The organism is Wolbachia endosymbiont (group A) of Myopa testacea (assembly GCF_964027115.1).
GTDB lineage: Bacteria > Pseudomonadota > Alphaproteobacteria > Rickettsiales > Anaplasmataceae > Wolbachia.
The window spans coordinates 204,261-220,952 of sequence record NZ_OZ034729.1; the positions used below are offsets into that span (position 1 = coordinate 204,261).

A 16,692-nucleotide genomic window follows, 5' to 3' on the forward strand; every position below is an offset into this window, starting at 1 on the left:
TTTTTATCTTTTATTAGAGAACTTATTATATCCACCCAAGGTAATGTTAAACGTATAGGTTTTTATGACCTGATCACTGTAAGTAAATGGTGTTATGAGAAGGCTTGCAAGCCCATTACTAACAAAATCTCCAAGAACAGGATCAGCACAATTATTGCAATTATGGTCAGCAAAAAACATTTGCGTTGTGAATTCTGGAAAATCTGGATGTTGAACTAGAAAGTTAATATGTGGAGCTCTATCACCAATTTTACCAGGTGCTATCGTAATAAAGTTATAATAGCCAAGATTATTCACTACAAACCTTCCTGATCCAGCAAAATTCGGATCGAGTTGATTATCCTCTATACTCTCATTGTAATGGTTCACGCCGCGTGAATTCGCGTGCCATATAGAAACTACAGCATTTTGTATTGGTAAACAGTTTATATCAGTAATTCTACCCACTATGTGTATTAATTCTCCTGTTGCACTATTTGGAGAACCAGGTTTCCTTCTTAAATTGTTTGAAGAGCTAAAATTTTTTGGCCTTGCATCAAGGTCATATATTTCTGGAGTTTCAATGCAGTTGAGCAAAATAGGATCAGCTGCAAATAGTGGCGAACTGAATACCGTTTGTACTAAAAGCGCTAATAAGATATTTTTCACATTCATTTCATTTATAATGCTTTTATTTAGATTATAGCAGCTTTTTTCTTTTGTTTAAAGATAAGACTTCCTTTGGAGCCGCTTTATTTCAGTGCATGAGCTGGTCCTTTTCGGATCTTAGCGCTGTGTACATAACTGCACGAACGTCTAGCTTAGAGGTAAGATAGGAGAAAAATTAGGGCCCGCAAATTAATCCAAACACATAAGTGTAGTGTTACCACCGAATGCTGTAGTGTTAACACTTACAACTTTTTCTGTAGAAAAACGCTGTAAATAATGAGGACCACCAGCTTTTGGCCCAGTGCCAGATAGTCCTCTACCACCAAATGGTTGTATCCCAACTGCTGCACCTATCTGGTTACGGTTGATGTAGACATTTCCAACTGATATTTTTTTGCTTATTAAATCGATCTGATTTTGTATACGGCTCTGCAAAGAAAATGTAAGCCCATATCCTGTATTGTTTATATCACTTATAACTTCATTTAATTGTGACTTGTTAAAACGTATGATATGCAAAATAGGACCAAATACTTCTTGCTTTAATTGCGAAATTTTTTGTATCTCATAAATATATGGAGGAAAGAAATAACCATTATGAGAATTTGTATCCATGGGTACTTTAAATAACAGATTTGAATCTTCGTCCTCTGACATTTTTTGCGTATGTTGAGTTAGCATATCGATAGATGCTTTGTCAATTATTGGACCAATATCAGTACTAAGTTGTATTGGGTCACCAATCTTGAGTTCTTGCGCTGCACCACATATCATTTTTATCTGCTTCTCTGCTATGTCCTCTTGAATAAACAGCACTCTAAGTGCAGAACAGCGTTGGCCGGCACTGCGAAACGCAGAAAGTACAACATCTGTAGTCACTTGCTCTAAGAGAGCGGAGCTATCAATAATCATAGCATTAAGCCCTCCTGTTTCAGCAATAAGCGGTACAATAGTACCATCCCTATCCGCAAGCATTTTATTAATTATTTGAGCAGTTTGTGTTGAGCCAGTAAAAGCTACTCCAGCAATTCTATTATCTGGAACTAATATTTTGCCTAAATATCCACCATCCCCAGGAATGAGGTGTAACACATTTTTTGGTATCCCAGCTTCATGTAGTATCTTAACAGCTTCGTAGGCAATAATCGGCGTTTGCTCTGCCGGTTTTGCCAGCACCGCATTACCTGCTGCAAGTGCAGCTGAAACCTGCCCAATGAAGATAGCAAGTGGAAAATTCCATGGTGATATACACAGGAAAACTCCTCTGCCTTCAAAAAAGATGAAGTTATCTTCACCCGTTGGACCTGGCAATTTTTTCCAGTCGCTCAGTTCATTTTTTGCTATCGTTGCGTAGTAACGTAAGAAATCCACTGCCTCTCTTACTTCCGCTATTGCATCAGATAAAATTTTTCCTGCTTCTACGATCAGAATGTAAATCAACTCTTTCATCCTTTCTTCAAGCAAATCTGCAGCTTTTTCAAGGCATTTAGCGCGCTTTTCTGCTGAAACATTCTGCCATTCAGTAAAAGCATTATGTGCTATTTCAAGAGCGTTTAAAACTTGAGCACTTGTTGTATTTGACACTTCTCCAATTACATTTTCTAAATGTGCAGGATTCACCACTTCAGTAAATTTGGCATCATCAAAAAGTGACTGTCCGTCAATTATCGGCCCAACTTGCCATTTTTTTTCACTAAAGCTCTTTATATCATCTGCAAATTGTGAGACTATCACCGAGTCACTAATATCCATTCCCAAAGAATTTTTTCTTTCTGGTCCCAAAATATCTTGTGGTAACGGAATGCCTGGATGAGGTTCATAATTAAAATTTATAGCTTTTTCCAGTGGATCTGAAATTAACTCATCAATTTTAACGTTAGAATCATTTATTTGATTAACAAATGAACTATTAGCTCCATTTTCAAGAAGGCATCTTATAAGATAAGGCAACAAGTCACTATGTTCCCCAACGGGTGCGTAGACACGACAGCTAACATTTGTTGCAAGCTCTGACATTGCATAATCATATAAGTCTTTTGCCATTCCATGTAAGCGTTGAAATTCAAATCCAGGGTGGTTTTTATCAGCAAGTTCCATGATAGAAGCAAAAGTATAGGCGTTATGAGTTCCAAAGCATGGGTAAAAGCTGTTTGGTTTACTCAAAAGTTTCTGTGCGCACGCAAGGTAAGATACGTCAGTATAGCTTTTTCTTGTAAATACTGAGTAATCATTTAATCCTAATTCTTGCGTACGCTTGATTTCTGAATCCCAATATGCACCTTTTACAAGTCTGACCATAATTTTATGATTTGATCGAATAGCAACATCCTCTACAAAGTCAAGAACAGACAAAGCACGTTTTTGATATGCTTGTACAGCCAAGCCAAGCCCTTCCCACTCAGAAAGTGATTCATCAAGCCGTAATTGTTCAAACAAGATTAAGGACATTTCAAGCCTTTCTGTTTCTTCTGCATCTATGCATAATGAAATGTTGTATTTTTTTGCTTCATGACAAAGCTCTAGCAGTTTAGCTCTCAACTCTTCAGCTATATTATCGAATTGACCAAATTCATAACGTGGATGTAACGCAGACAATTTGATTGAAATTCCATGCGATTTAAAACAATCATTTATTTCAGTGGATTCACCTATAGCTTTTATTGAGTGCATGTATGAATTAAAATACTCTTCTGCATCTTCAGCTGTGTGAGCAGCTTTGCCAAGCATATCAAAAGAGTATAAAAACTTACTATTATCATCTAGTTTTGCATACCTTAAAGCTTCTTCTATGGTTTCTCCAACAACAAAATGATTACCAAGCATAGACATTGCTTGTTTTACTGCTTTGCGAATGATCGGTTCTCCTAAATTCTTAAGTAACTTAGAAATTGCGTAATAGAACTTCGAATCGCCTTCATTATCTCTCAATATACTGCTACCTATCATCAAGCTCCATGTGGAAGCATTGACAAACAACGAAGAAGAGTGCCCTAAATATTTATTCCATTCCTGATTGGCAATTTTATCTTTGATTATTTCGTCTATTGTATAATCATCTGGTATTCTAAGTAGCGATTCAGCAAGGCACATCAATGCTATTCCTTCATCATTGGAAAGCGAGTATTGCTGCATGAAGGAATCTACAATACTTAATTTATTGTGTTTGATTTTTTCAATAACTTGTTTTGCAATATTATAAATTCTACTTTTTGAATCAGCTGAAAGCTCTGCTTTTTCTACAAGATAACGTATATAACTCTTTTCATCAGTACGATAAAATCCTTGTAAACGTTTTCTCAATTCGTTAGGTTCTTGTATAGAGGTAATCATAATTATCTATAAAACACCTTTACTATATGTAAGGTAAAATTATATCATAACTTCGCGTAGAATAAATTATTATTTATAAAAGAGCCAGGGCTGGCTAAAAGAAGTCTAGTACTTACTTAACTTTACTAAGTCAAGAGAAGTATGTAGCTCAATACTCCACCATCAATCAAGTATTTAACCTCAGTTGCAGTTTGTACACAGCATTTGAGTTGAATTGATTGTTCAGAACTATCCTTTCTTTTGATGATACATTCTAAATTTCCACTTGGCACTATTTCACCTTTTATGCTTATTATCTCACTACCATCAAATATCTTTCTGGTTATTCCATTTTGGAATATAAGTGGAAGAACACCCATGCCGACCAAGTTGGACCTATGTATACGCTCAAAGCTTTCTGCAATTACAACTTTAATCCCCAAGAATAAAGTACCTTTTGCTGCCCAATCCCTACTTGAACCTGTGCCATACTCCTTTCCTGCCACAATGATGAGAGGAACATTACTTTCTTTGTAGCGCATTGCTGCATCAAAAATCGACATAGTTTCTTGAGAAGGAATATATTTTGTATAGCCGCCTTCGATGCTTACCATTTCATTTTTTATTCTAATGTTAGCAAAAGTTCCACGCATCATTACATTGTGGTTACCACGACGAGATCCATACGAATTAAAGTCCTGTGGCTCAATTCCAAGATTTTTTAAATATATACCTGCAGGACTACTTGAGGCAATATTTCCAGCAGGGGAAATGTGATCAGTGGTTACGCTATCGCCAAACATTGCCAATATTTGTGCACCTTTTATATCGATTGTTTTATCTTTATTATTTTTAGGTGATAAATTATCAAAATAGGGCGGATCTTGTATGTAAGTGCTGTTTGCATCCCAATTATAGATTTCACTTTTTTCACACTTTATCTTTCGCCAATGTTCATCACCAGAAAAAACATCCTTATACTTTTGTATAAACATCTCACGTGTTACCACATTTTTAACACAATCTTCGATTTTATTGTTTGTTGGCCATATATCTTTGAGATAGACATCATTTCCATTCTTATCTTTGCATATTGAATCTTTTGTCAAATCAGTTTGCACAGTACCAGCAAGTGCATATGCAACAACAAGTGGCGGAGATGCCAAGTAATTAGCTTTGACTAACGGATGAATTCTTCCTTCAAAGTTACGATTACCAGATAAAACTGCAGCAACAGTTAAATTTTTGTTTTTAATGCCATCTTCTATATCTTTATTAAGTGGACCAGAATTCCCAATGCAAGTTGTGCAACCATATCCAACTAGATTAAAACCCAAAGCATTTAGATCTACCTGCAATCCAGACTTTTCTAAATATTCTGTTACAACTTGTGACCCTGGAGCAAGAGAAGTTTTAACCCAAGGCTTTGATTTTAATCCAAGTTTAATTGCATTACGAGCTACAAGACCTGCAGCAATCATTACACTTGGATTTGAGGTGTTAGTGCAGCTTGTTATTGCTGCAATAACTACACTTCCATCTTGAAGATTATCACTTTCCTTTGATTCGTTAACTGAAAATGATTTAGAAAAAGACTCTGCCACTTGTGAAAGAAAAACCTTATCTTGTGGTCTTTTGGGACCAGCCATTACTGGCTTCACGCTTGATAAATCAAGCTCTAGTGTGTCAAAAAATGCTAACTCATTATTGCCACGCCACAATCCTTGCTCTTTCGCATAAGCCTCAACTAGCTTTTCTGGCCTTCCGGTTAAGCTTAAATAATCTAGCGTTTTCTGATCAATTGGAAAAAATCCACAAGTTGCGCCATACTCTGGGGCCATGTTTGCTATAGTTGCCCTATCTGCCAAAGATAAATAATCTAAACCATCACCATAAAATTCTACAAACTTACCAACAACACCCTTTGTTCTTAGGATATTGGTAACCGTCAGCACTAAATCAGTCGCAGTTACTCCTTCCGGCAGTCTGCCAATTAATTTAAATCCAACTACTTCTGGAATCACCATACTAATTGGTTGACCAAGCATCACAGACTCAGCTTCTATGCCTCCAACACCCCAACCAAGGACTGATAACCCGTTAACCATCGTAGTATGGCTATCCGTACCAACCAAAGTATCAGGATACAAAACCCCATCCTTATTACATACAACTTGCGCTAAATACTCAAGATTCACTTGGTGGCAAATTCCAGTACCTGGCGGTACTACTCTAAAATTTGTGAAGGATGATTCTCCCCACTTTAAGAATTGATATCTCTCCAAATTTCTTTTTACTTCTAGCTCAACATTCTTACTGAATGCAGAAACACTTCCATAACTATCTACTTGAACAGAATGGTCGATCACAAGATCAACGGGCACAGACGGATTTATGCTGCTTGGATCGCCTCCATTTTTCTTGACATAACTCCGCATAGAAGCTAAATCGACGACAGCAGGAACCCCTGTAAAATCTTGCATCAACACCCTTGCTGGCTTGTAGCTAATTTCATGATTAGCGTGTTTATTAACGCAACTTGCTAGTATTTTTATATCATCCAGCTTTATGTTTACTCCATCTTCATTGCGCAATAAATTTTCAAGCAGAACCTTAAGTGAGCAGGGCAATTTAGTTACATCTATTCCTAAAAATTCACTAACACTACTTAGGCTAAAATAGTTGTATGACTTCCCGTCAATGTTTAAAGTCGTTTTTGCGTTTAAAGAATTATTCATCAGGTTACATCATATTAGTTAAAATTGGAATTACTACCGTTACTTCTTTGTTGTTGACTTTGCTGCTCGTACATAGTTTCAAAATCTATAGGATCTAGCATTAGTGGGGGAAATCCACCACTGCTTGTAACTCTTGCAATTATTTCTCTTGCAAAAGGGAAAAGAAAAGTAGGTCCGCCAATAAACAAAGCTTGTCTTACCTCTTCCTCACTCAACTCTTTAAAATTTTCTATTGAAAAAATGCCACAATATTTTGTCTCACAAATGAAAGCTACGCCATCTTTTATACCTTCATCTTTTATCGTTGCTCTGACTTCTATATGTAAAGTAATTTCATGGAAAGATTTTTCTTCATTTACTCCTTCTTTGTTTTCCATTCCTTCTAATTTCGCTGAATTGATATTAACCATTACATTAATATCGGGAGCTTTATTTGAAGAAAGGAATGGCGAATTCGGATTCTCAAACGATAGATCTTTAACATATTGACCGTGAATTCTCATTTTTTGTTGTGGCATTTCTTACGTCTCCTTTAATTAAGTTGAGATATTTAATACTTTCTTATATAATATATTCATTTACAAACGAATAGCAAACCTGATTATAAGTTGATATGAAAAACATATTTTCATTAATAATTAATAATGTTCGGATACTTTATATGCCAAGGAGTTGAGTTACTATGATAGAGCTTGTAATATATGCTTTATTAGCGGCGTTCATTTTTTCACGTTTGTATAATTCTTTAGGAAGGTCAGCCAATCTCAACCTAAAAAAGCTAACTAATGTATTGGATGTAAGTCGAAGTAAAGAAGATGTAGTAGAAAACATTGAGAGTTATATTGATAGCAATGATGAAAATTCAATAAAAGTTACTTATGAACAAATATTAAAAAAAAACAAAGATTTTTCTATTTCCCACTTTATAGAAGGTTCAAGCATAGCTTTTGAATTAATAATAAAGTATTTCAATCAAGGAAATTTGTCTCAGTTAAAACCACTTCTCGATAAAGACTTATATGATAATTTTGCAGAGAAGATAAAACATCGTAAAGAGGTGCACGAGTCTATAATTGTTTCTATCGTTTCACAAAAGATTTTAGAAATAAAGCTAGTAAAAAACACAGTGTTTATTGCAGTATATTTCCTTTCAGAGCAAATTAACTTCGTTAAGAACAATGAAGGAGATATCATATCAGGTAGCACATCCACCATTAATAAAGTTGAGGATGTATGGCAATTCAAAAAAAATGTTAATTCATCAGACCCAAGCTGGTTGCTTATTTCTATTAACTATAAAAAGACAAATAACGATAAGACAAATGACAAGTAAGATTAGTTTTATTTAGAGTTAACCATGGAAAGCAAGCTACGCGAAATAGTACTTGACACTGAAACGACAGGTCTTGACACTGGATCTGGTCATCGAATTATTGAAATAGGGTGTGTGGAATTAATTAATCGTATTCCAACAGGTAAAGTATTCCATCGGTACCTTAACCCAGAAAGAGATATACCTTATCACTCGTTTAAGATTCACGGTGTTAGTGAAGAATTTTTAGAAGATAAACCATTATTCTCAGATGTTGCACTTGAATTTCTTGACTTTATATCTAATGATATTTTGGTAATTCACAACGCTGAATTCGATGTTAAGTTCCTTAACATGGAGTTAAGCAAGCTGAATGCTGGGTTAATTTCCTCAGATAGAGTGCTAGATACATTACCTCTTGCGAGGAAAAAATTCGTAGGATCACCTGCTTCTTTGAATGCATTATGTAAGCGTTTTGATATATCGCTAGAGAATAGAGAATTGCACGGAGCACTAGTTGATGCTCAATTGCTTGCAAAGGTATATGTTGAACTTACAGGAGGGTTACAAACCTTTCTGTTTGATAATGAATGCAATCAGGACAGTAACTCTACATTCGTTCAGCATAAAGTGCATAATCTAACTCCCAGAGAACATTCACCAAATAGTGAAGAAATTGATGAACATAAGAAACTGTTAGACAAAATTAACAATACACTTTGGGATAAATATATTGAATAGGTTAACCAATAAAGATACAATTTGATTTTACTGAGAGCATTCTAATGGTAAGGTTTATAAGATTGTTATCTAATGTGCTAGCAGCATTAGCAGTTGTTTTTTTAGGTTATTGTTATTTCACTAAAAAAGGCATATTTGCCCCGGCAGCGATTCACAACGCGGAAGTTAAGATAGGCGGAGATTTTTCTTTAATTAATCAGGACGGACAGATTCTGCGCAGTAGTGATTTTAAAGATAAATACATGATGATTTTCTTTGGATTTTCCTCATGTAAAAGAATTTGTCCTATGAACCTTGGGATAATTTCAGAAACACTTGCAAAGTTAGATGAGAAAACTACCAACAAGCTACAAACATTCTTCATCACAGTTGATCCTGAGCGCGATAGCACGGAAAGACTTAAAGAATTTCAGCAGCAATTTGACCATAGAATACAAATGTTAAATGGTGAAAGAGAAAAAATAGACGAAGTAGTTGCGAAATATAAAGTATATGCAAGCAAAGTAGACGGAGAAGAAGAAATCAACCATTCTTCGATAATATATCTTATTGGCCCTGGAGGAAAATATGTTACACACTTTGCAGCTGATTTAAATTCAGACGAAAGTCAATCTGATAAGATTTTGGCTGAGATAAGAAAATACGTAAACTGAATTATAGATTTTTCTGTTAATTAGTCGAGCACGCAACTGCATGAGCATTATAATTTAATCTCCACCGTGAAGACGCATTGGAATGACACTATTTGCTGTCTTCAAAAATAAGCATTCGTAAAGTTGTGCTTTTAACATGGGTTATCAGTTTAAAAATGTTGCTAACTAGTATATCTGAATGTAACATCAATTAACGTGTATAAATGAAGCAATCTAATGGAAAATAGTTATAATGCCGATGCAATAAAAATCTTAAGGGGTCTTGATGCTGTAAGGAAACGTCCAGGTATGTACATTGGTGACACTGACGATGGATCTGGCTTGCACCACATGGTATATGAGGTTGTTGACAACGCAATAGATGAATCTTTAGCTGGATATTGTGATAAAATTGAAGTTAGCATAAATAAAGATGGTTCAGTATCTGTAACTGATAATGGTCGTGGCATTCCAACTGACCTTCATGAAGAAGAAGGAATATCAGCAGCAGAGGTAATAATGACTCAACTCCATGCTGGTGGTAAATTTGACAGTAATACCTATAAAGTTTCTGGGGGATTACATGGTGTTGGAATCTCAGTTGTGAATGCATTATCAAGCTGGTTGGAATTAACTATTTGGCGCAATAAGAAAGAATACTTTATGCGCTTTGAAGATGGTGAGTCTATTGAACCTTTAAAGGTAGTCAACGAAAATACAAACAAAAGAGGAACTAAAGTCACGTTCATGCCATCAACAGAGACTTTTAATGGCATTAATTTCAGTTACTCAACGCTTGAAAGTCGTATAAGAGAATTAGCATTTTTAAATTCAAATATCGACATTACTTTACGTGATCTGCGCAATGAACCATATACAGAATCTCATTTCAATCAGAGCAATCAATCTAAAGACAATTTTGGTACAGCGAATTTTGTGCGGTACTTAGATAGGAATAAGACACATGTAACTAAAATTGCCACTATGAAAGGAGATGCAGAAGATCTTGGCATCAGCTTGGAAATATCGATGGAATGGAATGATTCCTACTATGAACATATGTTATGCTTCACGAATAATATAAGGCAACGAGATGGTGGTACGCATTTGGCAGGATTTAGATCCGCTTTAACCAGATGTATCAATAACTATGCAACTAATGAAGGGTTTTTAAAGAAAGCAAAAGTAAATTTAACTGGAGAGGACGTTAGAGAAGGTTTAACTTGTGTTTTATCTCTCAAGATGCCTGATCCTAAGTTTTCTTCACAAACAAAAGATAAACTAGTTAGTTCTGAAGCGCGTACAGTTGTGGAGAGCATAGTTTCTGATAAATTGAGCACAATCCTTGAAACTGATCCCAAATTGGCAGCAAGTATAGTAGAAAGAGCGATCAGATCAGCAAAAGGAAGAGAAGCCGCAAGAAAAGCACGAGAGTTAGTTAAAAGCAAAAACAATATTGATATTGCAACTCTGCCAGGAAAGCTTGCTGATTGCCAGGAAAAAGCCCCTGAGTTATCGGAATTATTTATAGTAGAGGGTAATTCAGCAGGTGGTACTGCAAAGCAGGGGCGTAATCGTAAAACACAAGCAGTGCTTGCCTTAAGAGGAAAAATTCTAAACGTAGAACGTGTAAGTTTAGATCGTATTTTTTCATCTGCAGAAATAGGCTCTTTAATTACTGCAATTGGTGCTGGAATAGGGAGTGAACACTTCAATATTGAAAAAGCTAGATATCATAAAATTATCATCATGACAGATGCAGATGTTGATGGTTCACATATAAGAACTTTGATTCTAACTTTCTTTTTTAGACATATGCGTGAAGTTATTGAAAAAGGCTACTTATACATAGCACAGCCACCCCTTTATAAAGTTACAAAGAATGCTAAAGACACTTATATTAAAGATGACGAAACTTTTGAAGAGTATATAATAAACTCAGCAGTTAAAAGATTAACACTAAGTGGTACAGCTACAGAATTTAACGACTTGCGCCTTATTTTGAATAAATGCGTTAGCATTTCTAATATTAGCAAAAATTATGATAGAGAAATACCACAAAATCTCTTAGAGTCATTGCTAATTTTAAGCAAAAAGAATGCTCTATCATCGGCTGATGAGATATTAAAGTATTTAAAATTAATGTACAGTGAATATACTTGGGAAGTAGAAATAAAGGATGAAGAAAAAGAAATTCACATCTCTAAATTATTTCAAGGATTGGCAGACAAATATATATTTGCACTTAGTATGCTTGAAGGCAAAGATATGCAAAACATATTAAGTTTGCTTGATGGTATAAGTAATTTATTTAATGGTGATTCATTTTTAAAGTCACAAGAAACTGAAATAAAAATCACTTCTCCAAGTATGCTTGCAAAAATAATAATGGACTATGGTAAAAAAGGTTTAACTCTGCAGAGATTTAAAGGTCTTGGTGAAATGAATGCTGATCAGCTATGGGATACTACGTTAAATCCTGAGGCTAGAACTTTATTGAAGGTTGAAATAAAAGATTGTGAAGAAGCTGATTCCATATTTTCAATATTAATGGGTGATATAGTTGAACCACGCCGTGACTTTATTAATAGCAATGCACTCAACGTGCATGATGTTGATATTTGAACTTTTAGCAAAATGTACGAACGTTACGGGTTTAAGCAAAAACTGTGTCATTCAAGTAGCTGACACTTGGATCTAGATTGGATACTGAGTTGGTGAGTATAAAAGTATAGCTTCTACATCATACCGCGATTCATTCGCGGTATCTCAGCCGCTAACAAGTAGCGGGATGACGAGGTTATCGTCATGCCGCCACGAACCGTCATACCGCGATTCATTCACGGTATCTCATCCGCTAACAAGTAGCGGGATGACGGTTGTCATGGTGTCATGAAAGTAGCTGACACTGGTTTCCATCCAAGAGGGTGTCATCTCAGTGCCCTGACTACTTGGATCCAGAAAACTTAACTCTACACCAAGTAAATGTACAATAAGAACTAGATTCCAGACTGGAATAACATCATAGGGGCACTGGGATGACAAAAAAAGGAGCGCTGACCATTTTCGGTCTCTTAAGTTACTTTAGCCATAAATACTTAAGAAATTTACCAAATAAAAAAAAGGCAAAGAACTCCCGTGGTGCGAGTTTTGACCCTCTGATAATTTAAACTGGCGCTGTAATAATGTGCTAACGCTTAAAATAAGCGCGATTTGGCTGAATGTAGAAAAAATTTAAAAGACATGCAGCCGCTATAATTTTATGTAATCCGCCAAAAAATACCCTAAATTTTTTACTGAATTTTGTCATTGAGCCTGCAGGTCAAAAACAAGTTTTGAGTTATAAATACCCTTATTGTCATAACAAGGGGGCTGGCGGAGTTTGTCAAGTAAGTTTTTTCGTTTCTATGTTGTCAGCTACCTGAATATTGATCATACGGGTTCCATCTGTTATATATAATCTTTTTGAATACGAAGAAAACTGATGAATGAGTATGATATTACGGTTATAGGTAGCGGTCCTGGTGGTTATATAGCAGCAATTAGGGGGGCACAGCTTGGGTTTAAAACTGCAATTGTAGAAAAAGAAAAAAATTTAGGCGGTATATGCTTAAATTGGGGATGTATACCAACAAAATCACTACTTAGAGCATCTGAGATTTATAGGCTAATAAAAAGATCAAAAGAGTTTGGTATAGAAGTAAAGGGAGCGAGTTTTGATATACAATCAATAGTGAAATACTCAAGAAACGTTGTTGATAAATTGTCAAGCGGTGTTGCATATTTGATGAAAAAAAATAACATCAAAGTTCATCAAGGCTTTGGTAAACTTGCAGGCAATAGTACTATAAAAGTTGCTGGCGATAAGGAAGAACAAGAAATTGTTTCCAAACATATCATTTTAGCAACAGGAGTGAGGGCACGGAATCTGCCTGAAATAGAGGCAGATGGAGATTTAATATGGAATGCGCAGCACGCTATGACTCCAGAGAGATTACCAAAATCACTACTAATCATAGGGTCTGGTGCAATTGGAATAGAATTTGCAAGTTTTTATAGTACTTTGGGGGTTGATGTAACAATCATAGAGATAAAGAGCACTATTTTGCCGCTGGAGGATAAAGACATTTCAGGCCTAGCAGAAGAAATATTCACAAAACAGGGGATAAAAATATATACAAACAGTAGCGTAAAAGCTCTTACTAAAAGTAAAGACTCTGCTCAAGTGCTACTAAGTAGTGGCGAGAGCAAAGAATTTGATAGGGTGATTGTTGCGGTTGGAATTCAAGCAAATATTGAAAATATAGGTTTAGAAAATACAAAAATTAAATTAAGCTCTTCTGGTTTTATTGAAATGAATGAATGGTATGAAACTAGTGAATCAAATGTGTATGCAATAGGTGATGTAGCTGGCCCACCATGTTTAGCACATAAAGCGAGCCATGAAGCTTTGATCTGCGTTGAAAAGATTGCTGGTAAAAGTGCTCATGCGTTAAAAAAAGAATGCATACCGAATTGCACTTATTCTCATCCACAAATAGCGAGCATCGGCCTTACTGAGGAACAGGCAATAAAAGGTGGGTATGATGTAAAAATAGGAAAATTTCACTCTAACTTTAATGGTAAGTCTATTGCACTCAGTGAAACTGAAGGGTTAGTGAAAACAATTATAGACAAAAAGACAGGCGAACTTCTGGGTAGCCACATGATAGGTGCAGAAGTAACGGAGTTAATTAGCAATTTTGCTCTTGCAAAGCAACTAGAAGGAACAGACTTCGACATAAAATCTACGATTTTTCCTCATCCAACCATTTCAGAGATGATACACGAATCAGTGCTTGCTGCAGATGATGAGTCGTTAAACAGTTGAACTAACGTTCCATCGTTTTAGAGTTGTCAATGTCTTGGGTAGTAGTTTGATTAGGCACTTTAATTTTAATAGATTGATTACCACCAGCATCAGAATTCTGTAACTCTTCTTTCAATCCCTTAGCTGCTTCTTTGACTTCAAGCTTTGCCTTTGGATGAAGATCTTCTGGGCCTTTTCCTTTAGTATCCAAACCTTGTTGTAGATTAGTGCTTTTCATTTTATTATGCTGCTCGTGTTCAGGTAGGTCAACAACCGAATTGAAAAGAATTTTTATTATATTTTTTAGCAGTTCTAAAAAACCTCCGCTTCTGCCTTCTCTTTGTTCTTGAGATTTATTTTTCTCATTAGGTTCTTTTTTGCTATTAGTTTCAGGCATTTTTAACTCAACTATCATAAAGCTTAATAAAATTCTACGTGCAAATTATTAAATAACAGTTAACAATCTAGGATTCATTATTTACAGATGGATATTATTTTAACAACAGGTGGCACAGGTGGGCATATCTTTCCGGCCATAGCCTTAGCAAAAGCACTAAAGACACAAGGATACAATTGCATATTATTCACTGATAAAAAAACAAATAAAAATATCGACATAGAAAGCTATATTTTACCATTACGTAGACCAAGCGGCAACAAATTTAAGTTTTTCCTTTTATTAATGTATAGTTGTGTGCTAGCAATATATAAAATCAGAAAATTGAAGCCAAGATTAGTAATTGGTTTTGGTAGCTATGCTTCTTTTCCAACTCTTCTTGCAGCAAGGGTTCTTTCTATACCTATAATTTTACATGAACAAAATACAGTTTTAGGAAGAGTAAATAGATTCTTTTTCAAGAGTGCAAAATTAATTGCAACCAGCTTTCCGGAGACTAAATATGCAGAAGGTAATAAATGTATTTTTACAGGAAATTTTATTGATATAAAAGCACAGAGCCATTCTAGCACTGAGAAAGCCCTAAACATATTAGTCATAGCAGGTAGCCAAGGTGCAAATTTTTTTGATGATGTAGTAAGCAGCGTAATTTGTAATTTGCCTATTAAAATGAAAAAGAAAATTAGAGTGACGCAGCAATGTACGAAGAAAAATGTAAACAAGGTCAAGAGTCTATACAAAAGTGAAAAGATCGATTGTGAATTGAGTGAATTTTTTGATGATATGGAAAATAGATTGGCCAATGCTCACTTGGTAATTAGCAGAGCAGGAGCAACTTCAATAGCAGAGATCACTCTTGCTAGGCGCGCTGCTATATACATTCCTTACCCTGACTCAAAAGATAATCACCAATTTTATAACGCAAAATATATTGAAGATTCGGGAGCAGCTGTAATAGTTGAGCAGAATAGTGAAGCAAAAAAAAATCTAACAGAGGTACTATTTGATCTATTAAATAATTCTCAAAAATTGCGTGATATGACCAATAATACAAAAAAAACAGGGATAAAGAATGGGACTACTGAGTTTGTTAAGGTAATTGTTCACAGGTTTAGTTGATGGCTGCTTGCTTTTTCTTCAAACACATCCCAAAGGTCTTTTTCTAGCGATATATTATATAATTTATTGATATAAACCACTCCCGTGGGTGAAGTTGTGTTAATTTCGAGCAGGAAGTCATCTATAATATCAATACCAACAAATATTAGCCCCCTTTTCTTTAATTCAGGACCAATTTTGTTACATATTTCATTGTCTCTATCGTTCATTTGAGCGGGCTCAAAACTTGCTCCAAGTCGCATGTTTGTTCTGATCTCTCCACTGATTTTTGGAACTCGTTTCATTACTCCAATTGGTTGACCATAAAGTAGCAATATTCTTTTATCTTTATCTATGTTTTTACAAAATGATTGCGCAATTACAGGACATTCATATTTTGCTATCATGAGATCCACTACCACTTGAATGCTGTTTTCATCTCGTATTCTTATTACATCGTTTCCTCCATAACTATACAACGGCTTCAGAATAATATCTTGATAGTTGTAGTAGAAATCTCTAATCATCGATATATTTTCAGTGATCAAAGTCGGCGGAATTAGCTCTGGAAATAATGAAGTTATCAATTTTTCAGGACAATTTCTTATTTCTGTTGGATTGTTAATTACCAATGCGCTGGTTTTTTCTAAGATATAGGTTGTTGTAATGTAGCGCATATCAAAGGGTGGATCCTGTCTGATAAATATGATGTCCATTTCATTCAAGTTGATTGCTACATCTTCTTTAGAGATAAAACTAAAATCATCAACGCTGACTTTCTGAGCAAGAGCAATTGGATGGTTTAGCTTTAGTGCTAAATTGTTAGGAGCATAGACAAAAACTTCGTGCTTCCTCCTTTGTGCTTCCTTTATTAGCACGAATGTAGTGTCAGTTTCAAAATTTATATTTTCATCCATCTGAAAGGCAACTTTCATTTATGTTCTCTACCTATTGTCACAACTGTACAA

Annotated in this window: 12 protein-coding genes; 6 read left to right on the forward strand and 6 right to left on the reverse strand. The window is 35.3% G+C overall.

Annotated elements, in window-relative coordinates; all coding sequences use genetic code 11:
* Positions 1 to 3 precede the first annotated feature (3 nt).
* The 4 genes from AAGD91_RS01000 to secB all read right to left on the reverse strand — a co-directional run bounded on the left by AAGD91_RS01000 (position 4) and on the right by secB (position 7,213).
* On the reverse strand, positions 4 to 654 hold the full coding sequence (locus tag AAGD91_RS01000) for a protocatechuate 3,4-dioxygenase (RefSeq protein ID WP_341821166.1): 651 nt from the start codon (positions 652 to 654) through the stop codon (positions 4 to 6).
* Positions 655 to 837: 183 nt separating this feature from the next.
* Positions 838 to 3,978: a bifunctional proline dehydrogenase/L-glutamate gamma-semialdehyde dehydrogenase PutA gene (putA, locus tag AAGD91_RS01005; protein ID WP_341821167.1), complete on the reverse strand. Its 3,141-nt coding sequence runs from the start codon at positions 3,976 to 3,978 to the stop codon at positions 838 to 840.
* 125 nt (positions 3,979 to 4,103) lie between these two features.
* Positions 4,104 to 6,695, reverse strand: a complete 2,592-nt coding sequence (acnA, locus tag AAGD91_RS01010) for an aconitate hydratase AcnA (protein WP_341821168.1) — start codon at positions 6,693 to 6,695, stop codon at positions 4,104 to 4,106.
* 14 nt (positions 6,696 to 6,709) lie between these two features.
* The gene (gene secB / locus AAGD91_RS01015; protein WP_253309505.1) at positions 6,710 to 7,213 is read right to left on the reverse strand and encodes a protein-export chaperone SecB; all 504 of its coding nucleotides are present in this window, start codon (positions 7,211 to 7,213) and stop codon (positions 6,710 to 6,712) included.
* A 164-nt stretch (positions 7,214 to 7,377) separates the two neighbouring features.
* Between secB and AAGD91_RS01020 the strand changes: the two genes are divergently transcribed.
* From AAGD91_RS01020 to lpdA, 5 genes are all read left to right on the forward strand, one after another.
* On the forward strand, positions 7,378 to 8,028 hold the full coding sequence (locus AAGD91_RS01020; protein ID WP_341821169.1) for a Tim44/TimA family putative adaptor protein: 651 nt from the start codon (positions 7,378 to 7,380) through the stop codon (positions 8,026 to 8,028).
* Between the two features lie 24 nt (positions 8,029 to 8,052).
* Positions 8,053 to 8,748, forward strand: a complete 696-nt coding sequence (gene dnaQ / locus AAGD91_RS01025; protein WP_341821171.1) for a DNA polymerase III subunit epsilon — start codon at positions 8,053 to 8,055, stop codon at positions 8,746 to 8,748.
* A 44-nt stretch (positions 8,749 to 8,792) separates the two neighbouring features.
* Positions 8,793 to 9,401, forward strand: a complete 609-nt coding sequence (locus tag AAGD91_RS01030) for an SCO family protein (RefSeq protein ID WP_341821172.1) — start codon at positions 8,793 to 8,795, stop codon at positions 9,399 to 9,401.
* A gap of 216 nt (positions 9,402 to 9,617) precedes the next feature.
* The gene (gene gyrB, locus AAGD91_RS01035) at positions 9,618 to 12,005 is read left to right on the forward strand and encodes a DNA topoisomerase (ATP-hydrolyzing) subunit B (RefSeq protein WP_341821173.1); all 2,388 of its coding nucleotides are present in this window, start codon (positions 9,618 to 9,620) and stop codon (positions 12,003 to 12,005) included.
* An 859-nt stretch (positions 12,006 to 12,864) separates the two neighbouring features.
* On the forward strand, positions 12,865 to 14,250 hold the full coding sequence (gene lpdA / locus AAGD91_RS01040; RefSeq protein ID WP_341821174.1) for a dihydrolipoyl dehydrogenase: 1,386 nt from the start codon (positions 12,865 to 12,867) through the stop codon (positions 14,248 to 14,250).
* 1 nt (position 14,251) lies between these two features.
* Here the strand turns inward: lpdA and AAGD91_RS01045 are convergent, their stop codons facing one another.
* The gene (locus AAGD91_RS01045) at positions 14,252 to 14,644 is read right to left on the reverse strand and encodes a hypothetical protein (RefSeq protein ID WP_265032844.1); all 393 of its coding nucleotides are present in this window, start codon (positions 14,642 to 14,644) and stop codon (positions 14,252 to 14,254) included.
* Between the two features lie 69 nt (positions 14,645 to 14,713).
* On the opposite strand from AAGD91_RS01045, the gene murG reads away from it, so the two are divergent.
* The gene (murG, locus tag AAGD91_RS01050; RefSeq protein WP_341821175.1) at positions 14,714 to 15,745 is read left to right on the forward strand and encodes an undecaprenyldiphospho-muramoylpentapeptide beta-N-acetylglucosaminyltransferase; all 1,032 of its coding nucleotides are present in this window, start codon (positions 14,714 to 14,716) and stop codon (positions 15,743 to 15,745) included.
* Here the strand turns inward: murG and gshB are convergent.
* Positions 15,730 to 16,659 (reverse strand): glutathione synthase, encoded by a 930-nt coding sequence (gene gshB, locus AAGD91_RS01055; protein ID WP_341821176.1) that lies wholly within the window; start codon positions 16,657 to 16,659, stop codon positions 15,730 to 15,732. The two genes, murG and gshB, sit on opposite strands and share 16 nt — an antisense overlap.
* Between the last annotated feature and the right edge of the window lie 33 nt (positions 16,660 to 16,692).